Here is a 14,147-nt window from a genome sequence, read left to right on the forward strand (position 1 = left end):
TAATGTGAATTCTGCGGGCGTTCCATTTACCCGAATTTAACCATCGGCACGGGTGACCATTCAACTTCGAACGAAATTAGTAATTCGTTGAGGACTGACGCCTAACGCTCCCCCTGTTCCATTCGGAACTCCGCACATGACGTGGCGGGCGATGAAAAATGGGGAATGGGGCACATGAAGTGCGCGAAATGGCCTGCGATCATTGCAGGCGTGCTAGGCTTGTTTTTGTTGTGGCTCCCCGTGAGCCTTCAGGCGCAGCTCGTTTTGAGCGTTGCCGTTCTCGGGCTCATGTTCTTCTTCATGAGCCGTCCCGAGATCAAATCCTTCCGGATCCTGACCTTTGTCTTCGTCGCCGTGCTGGCGCTGCGTTATGCGTTCTGGCGTACGACGGAGACGCTGCCGAACGTCTCCGAACCGCAGAACTTCATTCCCGGCATCATCCTTTACTGTGCTGAAATGTACTGCCTGGTGATGCTGGCTGTCAGCTTCTTCATGCTGGCCGATCCGCTGAAGCGCAAGTCGGCCCCGCGGCTCTCCGCATCCGAGTGCCCGACCGTCGACGTATTCATTCCGTCCTACAACGAGGATCCGGAACTGCTGGCGATGACGCTGGCCGCGGCCAAGTCGATGGCCTATCCGAAGGACAGGCTGACCGTCTATCTTCTCGATGACGGCGGCACGGACGCCAAGTGCAATCACCGTGATCCGCGCGTCTCGCTTGCCGCCCGTTCCCGCCGCGAGCAGCTTTCGGCGCTCTGCGAAGCCATGGATGTCCGTTACCATGCCCGCCGGGAAAACAGCCACGCCAAGGCCGGCAATCTCAATGCCGGGCTAGCGATCTCGTCCGGCGAGTTGGTCGTCGTGTTCGACGCTGACCATGCGCCGGTGCGCGATTTCCTGAACGAGACGGTCGGCTATTTCCGCGAGAACGAGAAGCTCTTCCTCGTCCAGACCCCGCACTTCTTTCTCAATCCGGACCCGCTCGAGAAGAACCTCGAGACCTTCGCCCGCATGCCGTCCGAGAACGAGATGTTCTACTCGGTCGTCCAGTGCGGTCTCGACAAATGGGACGCCTCGTTCTTCTGCGGTTCCGCTGCCGTGCTGAGCCGCAAGGCGCTGCTCGAGACCGACGGTTTTTCCGGCCAGTCGATCACCGAAGACTGCGAGACCGCGCTGTCGCTGCACAGCCGCGGCTGGCACAGCGTCTATGTCGACAAGCCGCTGATCGCCGGTCTGCAGCCGGAAACCTTCGTCTCCTTCATCGGCCAGCGCGCCCGCTGGAGCCAGGGCATGCTGCAGATCCTCATCCTCAACCGGCCGTTCCTCGCCCGCGGCCTGACGATGGCGCAGCGCATCTGCTACGCCGGCACCAACCTGTTCTGGCTCTTCCCGCTGTCGCGGCTCGTCTTCATGTTCGCGCCGCTTCTCTACATCTTCTTCTCGCTGGAGATCTTCCAGGCCAACATCATCGAGTTCGGCCTCTATTCCATGACCTACCTGATCTCGTCCTTCGCGCTGCAGAGCTATCTCTACGGCCGGGTACGCTGGCCGTGGATCTCGGAGCTCTACGAATACGTCCAGTCAGTGCTCCTGTTCGGCTCGATCGTTTCGGTCGTGCGCAATCCCCGCAAGCCGACCTTCAACGTCACCGCGAAGGGGCAGACGCTGGAGGAGAGCAAGCTATCGCCGCTGGCACGGCCGTATTTCGCGATCTTCTTCCTGCTGCTGGGCGCCACCTGCTATGCGATCTGGCGCTACATGACCGAGCCGATGCCGTCCGAACTGCTCCTGATCGTGGCCGGGTGGAACACCATCAATCTCGGCATCGCCGGGGCCGCGCTCGGCGTGGTCTCGGAACGTCGCGAGCGTCGCCGCAACCACCGTCTCCAGGTCAAGCGTCACGCACTGCTGCGCGTCGGAGAATGCCTGCACGACATCATCGTGCGCGACGTTTCGAGTGGCGGCATGTCGATCCAGTTTGTCGACGGCCGCGCGCCGGACGCGCTTGCCGCCGGCGGCGAGGCGCGTATCGAACTGCGCCGTGGCGGTCAGATCCTGCCGCTCGACGTGGTGTGCCGCAGCGTCAGCAAGCGCCACGACGAGACGCTCTACGGTTTCGCCTATGCGCGCCGCACGGCCGATACCTTCATGGCGATTGCCGAGATCATGTATGCCGACCAGTCGGTCCTGCAGGATCGCCTGACCCACCGCCAGAAGCGGCAGGGCATGTTCGTTGGCACGCTTCGTTTCGCCCGCTGGACGATCACCGAGACGCTTCGTGCGTTGCAGTATGCCGGCGGATTGGTGCGGGAGCAGACCGAAAAGTCGTTCGGCGACGCCCCGCTGCAGATCCTCCCGCGCCGTGCCCAGCTCGATGCGCTCGTCGCCAACGACGTTGCTGTCTCACCTGTTGCCGGAGGCATGATCTATGGCTGATCTGCGCACCCTGACCGCAATCGGGCTTCTCATGATGCTGGCCGCTCCGGCAGCCGGTGCTGCCGAGAATGCGAACCTTTCCCTGCTGCCGGCGGCATCTCAGACCGAAGTGGTAACCCAGTCCTCCCCCTCGGGTGTAGCTGTGATCCCCTTCGTCCAGACGAGTCATGAGCTTCGCCTGACCGGCGAGGACGACAGCCGTCACCTGTCCTATTTCCTTTCGCCGGATCAGGTCCGCGCCGGCGGCAAGATCCGCATCGCCTACAACAATGCCGTTTCCATCCTGCCGGACGACGCGGCGCTTGATCTCGAAGTGAACGGCCACGCCGCCGGATCGATTGCGATCCGTTCGCCGGACGGGCTCCGCATCGAGGACATCGCCGTTTCGGCCGAGATGCTGAAGGTCGGGCGCAACGACCTGCGCATCCGCGCCCGCCAGCATCACCGTGTCGACTGCTCGCTGGCCGCGACGTACGAGCTCTGGACCCAGATCGATCCACAGAAGAGCGGTTTCGTCTCGGCCGCCCCGATTACGTTCTCGACCTTCGACGATCTCCTCTCGGTCGGGCGCAAGGCCGACGGCGTGACGGAGATCCGGCTGATCGCCCCGGCCGGACAGGCCGAGGCCGTCGCGCGTCGTGCGCTTCCGCTGGTCGAGACGCTCACGCTCTTCCTCAATCGCGCGGAAGTCAGGGTATCGGTCGGCGAACTGCCGGGCGAGGGGCCGGGGATCGATGTCTATGCCGGCGAGGTGCAGGGAATGCCGCAGACGGATGCCGCGCGCGGGATCCTTTCGTCGGCGCCGCTCGGTCTTTCCGTCCGCAAGGGCGTTTCATCCGGACGTGCGGTCCTCGTCCTTCGCGCCGCAGACGAGCAGGCGGTGGCCGCAGCTCTTGCCCAGGCAGCCCGGGGTCCGATGCGCGACGGGCTGCAGCAGGGCGTTCTCGATCGTTCCATGGGGCCGATCTTAGCCAGCACCACGGAAACCTTCAGTCTGGGTGAGACCGGTTATCGCGCGGAATCCTTTTCCGGCCGGCTGTCCCGTACCCGTTTCGAGATCGAGATGCCGGGCGACTTCTATCCCGGCGATTACGGCACGGTCGACTTCAATCTGATCGCGGCCACTGCGCCGGGGCTCGCTCCGGGTGCGCAACTGATCCTCCGGGTCAATGATCGGGCGGTGACGAGCCACATCCTCTACAGCGAGGAGGGCCAGCGTTTCGACGGCCGCCGCATCCGCCTTCCGCTCAGGGCCTTCCATGCGGGTCTCAACAAGGTGGAGGTTCTGGCCGAGTTGCCGGTCGCGGGCGATGCAGCTTGCGCGCCGGGTCAGACCGGCGGCGCCAAGCCGCGCTTCGTGTTGCTTGAGGATTCCTCCTTCACCATTCCGGCGCTTGCCCATATCGGCAAGTCTCCGGATCTGGCTGCGCTTGCAGGCACTGCCTATCCGTTCAACGACGGCAAGGCCTTCGACCTGGTGGTCGATCGCAGCGACGAGGCCACCATCGGCTCGGCCCTGACGCTGGCCGGCCGTCTGTCGCTGACCGCGCGCAAGCCGCTTCAGGCCGTGCTTGCCGTCGGTGAGGCGGACCAGGCATCGGGGCGCAACGCACTGATTGTCAGCACGGCCTCGGTTGCAGCTCACAAGTCGGCGCGTCTCGGTACCTCCGGCGACGGTATCCTCGTCGACCCCATCGAGACGGCCTCCGTCCTTCCCGCTGCCGGCAACGAGGGACAGCTGAGCGGCCAGTCGGAAGCCTTGCTCAGCGCTTTCGAGGCGAGCACCGCGCTTGACGACGACCAGGTATCCTGGCGGACGAAGATGCTTGCCTTCCTGTCGAAGGCATCTACGGTCATCGGGCGCTGGCTGAAATACCAGGATCCGGTCGAGGCGCCGCGCACCGGCGGCGAAAAGAACGTCTTGCTTGAGGTTTCGCAGGAGCCTGCACCGCTTGGCGACGGGGTCTGGACGACCGTCTCGGCCGCAACGCCCGAGGCGCTTGAAACCGGCGTGGGCAAGCTCACCGACCCGGCAATCTGGCAGCGGCTCAACGGCGGCAGCGCCACGCTGCACGGTGCGGGCGATGATCTCGTCATCCGCATGCCGGAAGCCTATGTCTTTGCGCCGATCACCGACGCCAGCTTCTCGAACCTCCGGCGCCTGGCGGCAGCCTGGCTCTCCGACAATTTCAAGGTCTATGTGGGCCTGGTGCTGGCATTGCTCGGCGGCTTCGGCTTCTGGCTCGGCATGATCATTCCACGCAAGGGCGTGAGGACGGACCTGTGATGAACCACCGCCAAACCCTTCGGATTGCCCTCGTCACCTCGGTTCTGACCCTGCCGATCGCGGCACCCGCAATCGCCGGGTCGACCCCGTCGCTTTTCGACGCTGGCGAACCTGCGCCGGCAAGCGTCGCCGCGGCCACGCCTTCAGCGTCAGTGCCGGCCGGTCCCGATGCCGTGGAACTCGCCGCCCTCTACTACTACGCCAAGGAGGGTGAGGTGCGACGCGTCGAGGCCGAAACCCAGCGGCTGCAGGCCAAGTATCCGGGTTTCGCCCCGCCTTCGGATCTCTATGCGCAGGACACCGGTCCCAAGGTGGACGAGGCACCGCTCTGGGCTCTCTATGAGAAGGGCGATTTTGCCGGGATCGAAACCGAGCTTGCTCGGCTTGCCGCGGCCAATGCGGGCTGGCAGCCCTCGGAAGACTTCACCGTCAAGCTCGAGCGCCGCAAGCTGCGCCAGTCGATCGAGGATGCCGCGTCTGCCCATAACTGGGACCGTGTCATCGCGGCGGCCGGTGCGCTTGATCCGGCGACTGAGACCGAGATCGATCTGCTCTGGCACCTTCTCGACGCCTATCGCGAGAAGAACATGAGCGCGCCGATGGTCACGGTGTATCGGGGCATCCTGATGCGGGAAGGCGATCGCCGGCTTTCCGACGACATGCTCGTCACCACCCTGCAGAAGGCGCTCAACGATTTTCCGGTCGCCGACCTGAAGGCTGCGATCGAGCGCTTCTCGGCCGGCTCCCTCACCATGGCGGCCCGGCTTGAGCCCCTGCGCCTCGACCTGGTGCGGCGCGAGGTCGCCGAATTCACTAACGCGTCCGGCGACACCGACAAGGTTCCCGACGGCGAGGTAATCGCCCTCGAAAAGGCCGCGATGGATGCGAAGTCTACGGCAGATTTCGGCCTTCTGGGTTGGTACCGTTTGAAGACCGGTCAGCCGATCGTGGCGGAGAACTGGTTCGGCCGCGCCGTCGACATCGAACCGACCATCGAGACCGTGCAGGGCCTCTATTCGGCGCTTTCCGCCCAGAACAAGGCGGAGGCTGCCTATGCGCTTGCAGTCCGCCATCTCGCCCTGATTGCCGCCGATAGTGATTTCGTCATGGCTGCCCTTTCTCCGCGCTTCGGCAAGCCCGAACTCGGGGATATCGATGCAGCGGTGGTTGCGGCCTACGCCACGGCGATCCAGTCTTCCCATGCTGCCAAGCATGCCGAGGTGATCGGCTGGTATGCCTACAATTCGCGCCAGTTCGCGCCGGCCGAGGCCTGGTTCGAAAAGTCTTTCGAATGGGAAAAGGGACCGGACAGCCTGAAGGGCCTGCTGCTTGCCCGCCAGCAGGGCGGCGACAAGGCAGGCGTGAAGGCGCTGCGCGAACAGTATGCAAGTGCCTATCCGCAGATGTTCGAGGCACTGAAGAGTGCGGTTGCGCCGTCGGGCCGCGGCCGAAGCGATGTCGCCAGCGCCGTGCCAGTGCGCGAGGCCGACTATCTGGCCGCCTTCAGGGCCAAGCGTTTCGGCGACTGCATCGACAAGCTTCGGGCGAGGGAAGCTGCCGGTTCGCTCGATGCCAATGCCTCGCTGGTCAAGGGCTGGTGCCATCTGGAGCTCAACCACCTGACCGAGGCACGCGGCGCCTTTCTGGCCGCATTACACGGCAAGGGCCAGGCGGGCGAAGATGCGGCCTACGGCCTGTCACTCACGCTGCTGCGCACGGGGCTCACCGGTGAGGCAAGCACCATTGTCGGCGCCTATCCGATGAGTGCGAAACGGGACAAGGAACTTCGCGCCGAGATCTATTGGCAGCAGGCCCGCGCCTCGTTCGATGCCGGCCGCTATCAGCAGACGCTCGATGCGTTGAACGCCCGTTTCCAGATCGCACCGGAAACCGGCGGCATCACGCAGATGCGGGCCTGGTCGCATTATCACCTTGGTCATCTGGCAGAGGCGCGCAAACTGTTCGAACGTGCGGACATGGTGATGAGCGATTCTGCAAACCGGCGTGCGCTCGCGATCATCCGCGAAAGACTTGGAGGCTGACATGCTGGCAATCCGGATCGCGCTCGTGATGGGCGCACTCTCTGCGCTCGCCGGCTGCAGCACGGTGGAAGATCCCGTACTGACCGCTTCCACTGCGGCGCCGGTGGCCGGCACCGTGTCGGCGAAGGCCGAGGTCGATTCCCAGTTCGCGCTCGGCCGGCTTCCCTCGTCCGCCGGCCGGATCCTTTCGGTGCGCCAGAGCGTGACCGGCGAGGTTGCCGAACAGACAGTGGTCTACCAGAACCGTTCGACGGCGGCGGGCGAGAACACGCTGTCGATCGAGCTCGGGCCTTCGGGTTCGCAGCGCTACCGCCGTGGTCCCAGCCAGTCGGAACTGCAGCGCGAGATGCAGCTGGCCCTGCCGGACGCCCGACTGACCTTCGACGGTGTCGCGCACCAGAACGGCTATGGCGTCTATGGTCTCGCCACCGGTGCGACCGGCCGGGGCGAGGCCTGCGTGTTCGCCTGGCAGCAGGTCGGACCGGAGGCGATCGGCAAGGGGTACGGCATGCGCATCCGGCTCCGTTTCTGCGACCCCAAACTCGGCGCGGAGCGTCTCGCCGTGCTGATGGCCGGTCTGCAGTTGAAGCCGGTGAACGGGCGGACCATCGAGACACTGGCCTTCGCCGAGGGCTCCGGCGGCATGCCGCTCGCGCTCGAACAGGCACAGGACATTGCGGCGGCGCCTGTCGCCGGGATCGACCCTGCGCCCACCAACAGCGTCGCAGGATCGATCGCGGCCACGGCACAGCCGGAAAGGACGACCGATACCGGCGCGGACGGTTCGGCTGTCGTCATCCCCATGCCGGACGAATCTTGAAAATCCGACTTGTCCCCAGGTTGGTTTGCGCACCTGTGGAGAGCGTGGCGACAGCGGCAAATGCGACCATTTCCGTTAAGCAGTTCTTTACACCTGGGGTCTAACCCTTTGCCTGTTCCAAGAGGAATTCTGCGCATGACGTCGCGGAAAATGAGAGATGGGAATGGGCACATGACGTGCATTGAATTGTCCGCGATCAGAGCGGATAGACGCTTGTCGTGTCGGTCCGGCTTGGTCCGGGACCGGATGGCGCAGCCTCTGGCGCGCCGCATCAGCGCATCCCTACAGTCACGATATTCCACCGCGACGCTTCGGGCTTCAGGCCCGTTAGCGACTGAAACCGAGCGCATCGCGCCGGGATCCCGATAGTTTACCAGATCGGTCCCTCCGGGACCGTTGCGGTACCTGTCGGAACCGTCCCGCCCCCCATGCCGGACGGTTCAAGATCTCGACAGGTATCGCGGGAGGAGTGCGGCACACCCCACCCCCAAGAGTCGCGCTCCTCCCACCTCCCAAAAGCATTGCGGCCGATGGAACCCAATCCATCGGCCGCAACGCCAGCGCGGGGGAGGGGGAGCATCAGCCGCGCAGCATTTCGATGATCGCAGAGAAGTCGCGCCCGCCATTGCCCTGCTTGTCGAACAGGTCGAAGAGCTGGGCCGCTTCAGCGCCGAGCGGGGTCGCCGCGCCGGCGGCAAGGGCTGCTTCCTGCGCCAGCTTCAGGTCCTTCAGCATCAGCGCTGCGGCAAAGCCGGGCTTGTAGTCATTGTTGGCGGGCGAGGTCGGCACCGGGCCAGGCACCGGGCAGTAGGTGTTGATCGACCAGCACTGGCCGGACGAGGTCGAGGCCACGTCGAACAGCGCCTGGTGGCTGAGGCCGAGTTTTTCGCCGAGCGCGAAGGCCTCGCAGACGCCGATCATCGAAATGCCGAGGATCATGTTGTTGCAGATCTTGGCCGCCTGTCCTGCGCCGTCGCCGCCGCAATGGACGATCTTCCGCCCCATGGCTTCGAGCAAGGGTTTGGCGCTCGCGAAGGCCGCGTCGCTGCCGCCGGCCATGAACGTGAGGGTCCCGGCTGACGCTCCGCCGGTACCGCCGGAAACCGGTGCGTCGAGCGACAGGCAACCGGCACCCGCGGCGAGCTCATGGGCCTTGCGGGCACTTTCGACGTCGATGGTGGAGCAGTCGATCAGCAGGGTTCCGGCAGTCGCGGCCTTGACGAGTGCGCCCCAGACAGACAGCACATGCGCGCCCTTGGGAAGCATGGTGACGACGGCATCGGCGCCGGCGACGGCCTCGTCGAGTGAAGTTACGGGTGAGATGCCGTTTCCGGCGGCGGTCTTCAGGATATCGGCCGACAGGTCGAAGCCCTTCACAGAATGGCCGGCCTTTACGAGGTTGGCGGCCATCGGCCCGCCCATGTTGCCTAGTCCGATGAATGCAATAGTGGCCATCTTGGTCTCCTTGGTCCTTCGCGTCAGCGATTGTCTTCCAGGATCATGGCCGCCGCCTTTTCGGCGATCATGATCGTGGGGGAATTGGTGTTGCCGGAGGTGATCGTCGGCATGATCGAGGCGTCGGCGATCCGGAGCCCCTTGAGTGCCCGAAGCCTCAGCCGCGGATCGACGACGCTCTGGTCGTCCGAACCCATGCGGCAGGTGCCGACCGGGTGGAAGATCGTCGTGCCGATGTCGCCGGCGGCGCGCGCCAGGTCCTCGTCGGTCTCGTAAGCCGGGCCCGGCTTGAATTCCTCCGGCCGGTAACGCGCGAACGAAGGTTGGCTGGCGATTTTGCGGGTCAGCCGGATCGACCGGACCGCGACATCGCGGTCGGCGGGCGCGGAGAGATAACGGGGCGCTATGACGGGTTGGGCGGCGAAGTCCGGGGCAGTTGCGTGGACAGAACCGCGGCTTTCTGGCCTGAGGTTGCAGACGCTTGCCGTCATCGCCGGGAAGGGATGGACCGGCTCGCCGAACTTTTCGAGCGTGACGGGCTGGACGTGGTATTGCAGGTCCGGCGTTTCCTTGTCGGGCCCAGAGCGGGTGAAGATGCCGAGCTGGCTCGGCGCCATGGCCATGGGTCCGGAACGCTTCAGCAGATATTCCAGCCCGATCGAGGCCTTGCCGATAAGGCTCGAGGCCTTCTCGTTGAGCGTCGGTACGCCGGTGACCTTGAAGGCGAGGCGGAGTTGGAGGTGGTCCTGCAGGTTCTCTCCGACATCGCGGACTTCCTTGGCCACCTCGATGCCGGCATTCTGAAGGACCTCGCCGCGGCCGATGCCGGAGAGTTCGAGGATATGGGGCGAGCCGATCGCGCCGGCGCAGAGCACGGTTTCGCGCCGTGCGACAAAGCGCTTCGTCACACCGTCATGATGGACCTCGACCCCTGTGACGGCGCCATCGGCGATGACGAGGCGCTTGACATGGGCCTTGGTGAGGACGGTCAGGTTGCCACGCTTGACGGCAGGGCGCAGGAAGGCCTTGGCGGTGTTCCAGCGGATGCCGGAACGCTGGTTGACGTCGAAGTATCCGGAACCTTCGTTGGTGCCGCGGTTGAAGTCGGCGGTCTCGGGAATGCCCGCTTCCCTGGCCGCCTGCTGGAAGGCCTCCAGGACGACCCAGCGGACGCGGGCCTTTTCGACCCGCCATTCGCCGCCCGCGCCGTGCATGTCGTCGGCGCCCTTGTAGAAGTCCTCCGATTTGCGGAAGAAGGGCAGGATCTCGTCCCAGCCCCAACCCTCGCAGCCCATCTGGCGCCACTGGTCATAGTCACGGGCCTGACCACGCATGTAGATCATGCCGTTGATCGAGGAACAGCCGCCGAGCACCTTGCCGCGCGGATAGCTGAGCGAGCGTCCGTTCAGGCCCTCTTCCTTCGCGGTGGAAAAGCACCAGTCGGTGCGCGGGTTGTTGATGCAATAGAGATAACCGACGGGAATGTGGATCCAGTGGTAGTTGTCGCTGCCGCCGGCCTCAAGCAGCAGGACGCGGGTCGTGCGGTCGGCGGCAAGCCGATTGGCCATGACGCAGCCGGCCGTGCCGGCGCCGATGACGATATAGTCGAAGCTTTCCATGTCTTACCCCGAGGGACACCGTTCCCGGCCCGAAGGCCGAGAATTGTCATTTCGCAATTTCAAATACTGTTTCGGGCGTCGATCGGCCGCGCTCAGACGCGGTGGTCGAAGCCCAGCTTGCGGCCGAGCCGCGATCCGTAGAACTCGCCGATCAGGCCGCGTCGGAAGAGCAGCACGCAGACCATGAAGACCACGCCGGTGATCACGGTCACGGGGAAGTCGGAGGTCGCGAGGAAGTTCTGCAGCGCAACGACCATGCCGGCGCCGAAGATCGGGCCGATGATGGTGCCGATGCCGCCGAGCAGGGTCATCAGCACGACTTCGCCGGACATCTGCCAGGTGACGTCGGTCAGGGTGGCGAACTGGAAGACCAGTGCCTTGACCCCGCCGGCGAGGCCGGCCAGAGCCGCCGACATGACGAAAGCGCCGAGCTTGTAGTGGACGACCGAGTAGCCGAGCGAGATGGCGCGGTTCTCGTTCTCGCGGATCGACTTCAGGATCATGCCGAAGGGAGAGTTGATGAAGCGCCAGATCACGGCCATGGCGACAAGGAAGACAGCCAGCACGAAATAATACATGTTGGTGGTCACCGAGAGATCGATCACGCCGAACAGGTGGCCGCGCGGCACCGACTGGATGCCATCCTCGCCATGGGTGAAGCTCGACTGGAGGCAGAAGAAGAAGAACATCTGCGCCAGTGCCAGCGTGATCATGGTGAAGTAGATGCCCTGGCGGCGGAGTGCGATCAGGCCCATCAGCAGACCGAGGAACGATGCCCCCGCGACGCCGATCAGAATGCCGACTTCCGGCGGCACACCCCATTCCTTGACCGCATGGGCGGTGAAGTAGGCCGCCCCGCCGAAGAAGGCGGCATGGCCGAAGGACAGGAGCCCGGTATAGCCGAGAAGCAGGTTGAAGGCGCTGGCGAAGAGGGCGAAGCACAGAAGCTTCATCACGAAGATCGGATAGACCAGGAAGGGCGCCACGACGAGCAGCACCAGCATGATGGCGAGAAGCGCATTGCGCAGCAGCAGGGCCTGCGGGTGGGCGGCGACGGTGTTTGCGTCCGAGACGGCGGGTGCGTGGTGGGACATGTCAGACATCCTTCCCGAAGAGGCCTGCCGGACGCAGGATCAGTACGATGGCCATGATCACGAAGATCACGATGTTGGAGGCTTCGGGATAGAACACCTTGGTCAGGCCTTCCGCGATGCCGAGCATATAGCCGGTGACGATCGCCCCCATGATCGAGCCCATGCCGCCGACGACGACCACGGCAAAGACGACGATGATGATGTTCGTGCCCATCAGCGGCGAGACCTGGTAGATCGGGGCCGCGAGCACGCCAGCGAAGGCGGCAAGCGCTGCGCCGAGTGCGTAGGTGAGCGTGAGCAGCAGCGGCACGTTGATGCCGAAGGACTGCACGAGGACCGGGTTTTCGGTCGCGGCGCGCAGATAGGCGCCGAGCTTGGTCTTTTCGATCAGCAGCCAGGTCGCGAAGCAGGCGAGCATCGACAGGATGACGACCCAGCCGCGGTAGATCGGCAGCACCATGAAGCCGAGGTTGACGGCGCCCTGGAGCTGCGACGGAGCCGGATAGGGCTGGCCGGAGGCGCCGAAGAAGTAGCGGAACGTGCCCTCGATCGTCAGCGCGAGGCCGAAGGTGAAGAGCAGGCCGTAGAGATGGTCGAGCTTGTAGAGCCTGGATAGCATCGTGCGTTCGATCGCCGCGGAGACCAGCCCGACGATGACCGGCGCTGCGACGAGCGCGACCCAGTAGCTCGCACCGCCCTTGGTCAGAAGCAGCAGCGCGACGAAGGCGCCGAGCATGTATTGCGCGCCATGGGCGAAGTTGATGACCCGCAACAGGCCGAAGATGACTGCGAGGCCGAGGCTCAAGAGCGCATAGAAGGAACCGTTGATCAGGCCGATCAGAAGCTGGCCGAGGAAGGCCTGCAGGGGAATGCCAAATATCATAGTCATTGTCTCAGACCCCCAGAACCTTGTTGAGCATGTCCATGCGCTCGGGTAGCAGGCCGACCGGGAATTCGGCGACCATCTGTCCGTGATCCATGAGGTAGAAGCGGTCGGCGACCTTGGAGGCGAAGCGGAAGTTCTGCTCGACGAGCACGACGGTCATGCCGCGCTCCTTGAGTTTCACGAGAACCTCGCCAATGCGCTGGATGATGACCGGGGCAAGGCCTTCGGTCGGTTCGTCGAGCAGGAGGCAGCGGGCGCCGGTGCGCAGGATGCGGGCCATGGCCAGCATCTGCTGTTCGCCGCCGGACAGCTTGGTGCCCGGGCTGTTGCGGCGTTCCTGGAGGTTGGGGAAGAGTTCGTAGATTTCCTCGAGGCTCATCCCGCCTTTGGCGACAACGGGGGGGAGCATCAGGTTTTCCTCGACCGAGAGCGTCGCGAAGATGCCGCGCTCTTCCGGCACGAAGCCGAGCCCGGCGCGGGCCGTCTTGTGCAGCGGGATCGACATCATGTCCTGGCCGGCAAAGGTCACTTCGCCCGACCGCTTGCGCAGGATGCCCATAATGGTCCTGAGCGTCGTGGTCTTGCCCATGCCATTGCGGCCGAGAATGCAGATCATTTCGCCTTCGTTGACGTAGAGATCGACGCCGTGAAGGACGTGGCTTTCGCCATACCAGGCCTGAAGCCCGGCAACGTTCAAGAGCGGTGCCATTAGTCCTCCGTGCCCATGTAGGCGGTGCGCACGCGCGGATCCTGGCTGACGGTGGCGTAGTCGCCTTCGGCGATGATCTCGCCGCGTTGCAGGACGGTGACGTGGTGGCAGATGTCGGCGACGACCGAGAGATTGTGCTCGACCATCAGCACGGCGCGATGGCGGGCGACTTCGCGGATGATGTCGGCCACCATGCGCACGTCTTCCTGGCCCATGCCGGCCATCGGTTCGTCGAGCAGCAGGACTTCAGGGTCGAGCGCAAGGGTCGTTGCGATCTCCAGCACGCGCTTGCGGCCATAGGACAGGTCGGCGGCGCGGGTGTTGCGATAGGGCGTGAGACCGAGTTCGTCGATCAGGACTTCCGCCCGGCCGTTGAGACGGTCGAGCGAAGAGAGCGGCAGCCAGAACTGGACCGCCAGTTCATTGGGCCGCTGGAGGGCGACGCGGACGTTTTCGAGCACGGTCAGGTGCGGAAAGACGGCCGAGATCTGGAACGACCGCACCATGCCCATGCGCGCGATCTTGTCGGGCTTGGTGTTGGTGATGTCGGTGCCGAGAAGGGTGATCTTTCCCCGGGTGGGCTGCAGGAACTTGGTCAGGAGGTTGAACACCGTCGTCTTGCCGGCGCCGTTCGGCCCGATCAGGGCATGGATACGGGCGTGGTGGACGTCGAGGTCGACGTTGTTCACGGCGGTGAAGCCGAAGAAGTCCTTGCCAAGACCGCGGGCGGAAAGGACCACCCGCGGCTCGTCCTGCTGGTGCACAGGATCATTGCTCATCTATTCGTCCGCGTTCTTCG

At 64.5% G+C, this 14,147-nt stretch carries 10 protein-coding genes; 4 read left to right on the forward strand and 6 right to left on the reverse strand.

The window, feature by feature from the left end; translation table 11 throughout:
* The first annotated feature begins 174 nt into the window (after window positions 1-174).
* The 4 genes from bcsA to bcsN are packed head-to-tail and all read left to right on the forward strand — an operon-like array spanning window position 175 to window position 7,585.
* Window positions 175-2,436, forward strand: coding sequence for a UDP-forming cellulose synthase catalytic subunit (gene bcsA / locus HHL25_RS20260; RefSeq protein WP_169595045.1), 2,262 nt, complete (start codon window positions 175-177; stop codon window positions 2,434-2,436).
* On the forward strand, window positions 2,429-4,723 hold the full coding sequence (locus HHL25_RS20265; RefSeq protein WP_169595046.1) for a cellulose biosynthesis cyclic di-GMP-binding regulatory protein BcsB: 2,295 nt from the start codon (window positions 2,429-2,431) through the stop codon (window positions 4,721-4,723). Before bcsA ends, HHL25_RS20265 begins: the two co-directional genes overlap by 8 nt.
* Window positions 4,723-6,765: a hypothetical protein gene (locus HHL25_RS20270; RefSeq protein WP_169595047.1), complete on the forward strand. Its 2,043-nt coding sequence runs from the start codon at window positions 4,723-4,725 to the stop codon at window positions 6,763-6,765. Before HHL25_RS20265 ends, HHL25_RS20270 begins: the two co-directional genes overlap by 1 nt.
* 1 nt (window position 6,766) lies before the next feature.
* Window positions 6,767-7,585, forward strand: a complete 819-nt coding sequence (gene bcsN / locus HHL25_RS20275; protein WP_169595048.1) for a cellulose biosynthesis protein BcsN — start codon at window positions 6,767-6,769, stop codon at window positions 7,583-7,585.
* 579 nt (window positions 7,586-8,164) lie between these two features.
* Here bcsN and mmsB read toward each other — a convergent pair.
* The 6 genes from mmsB to HHL25_RS20305 all read right to left on the reverse strand — a co-directional run bounded on the left by mmsB (window position 8,165) and on the right by HHL25_RS20305 (window position 14,127).
* A complete protein-coding gene (mmsB, locus tag HHL25_RS20280) occupies window positions 8,165-9,040 on the reverse strand; it encodes a 3-hydroxyisobutyrate dehydrogenase (RefSeq protein WP_169595049.1) in 876 nt (291 codons plus the stop codon).
* A 23-nt stretch (window positions 9,041-9,063) separates the two neighbouring features.
* Complete coding sequence (locus HHL25_RS20285; protein WP_169595050.1) at window positions 9,064-10,659, reverse strand: GMC family oxidoreductase; 1,596 nt, start codon at window positions 10,657-10,659, stop codon at window positions 9,064-9,066.
* Window positions 10,660-10,751: 92 nt separating this feature from the next.
* A complete protein-coding gene (locus tag HHL25_RS20290) occupies window positions 10,752-11,663 on the reverse strand; it encodes a branched-chain amino acid ABC transporter permease (protein WP_246701922.1) in 912 nt (303 codons plus the stop codon).
* Window positions 11,664-11,754: 91 nt separating this feature from the next.
* Entirely contained in the window at window positions 11,755-12,642 is an 888-nt protein-coding gene (locus HHL25_RS20295; protein ID WP_169595052.1) for a branched-chain amino acid ABC transporter permease, read from the reverse strand.
* A gap of 4 nt (window positions 12,643-12,646) precedes the next feature.
* Complete coding sequence (locus HHL25_RS20300) at window positions 12,647-13,348, reverse strand: ABC transporter ATP-binding protein (protein ID WP_169595053.1); 702 nt, start codon at window positions 13,346-13,348, stop codon at window positions 12,647-12,649.
* Window positions 13,348-14,127, reverse strand: a complete 780-nt coding sequence (locus HHL25_RS20305; RefSeq protein ID WP_169595054.1) for an ABC transporter ATP-binding protein — start codon at window positions 14,125-14,127, stop codon at window positions 13,348-13,350. The genes HHL25_RS20300 and HHL25_RS20305 overlap by 1 nt, the downstream gene beginning before the upstream one ends.
* Between the last annotated feature and the right edge of the window lie 20 nt (window positions 14,128-14,147).

Origin of the sequence: Rhizobium terricola, from assembly GCF_012927355.1 — a bacterium.
Lineage (GTDB): Bacteria > Pseudomonadota > Alphaproteobacteria > Rhizobiales > Rhizobiaceae > Allorhizobium > Allorhizobium terricola.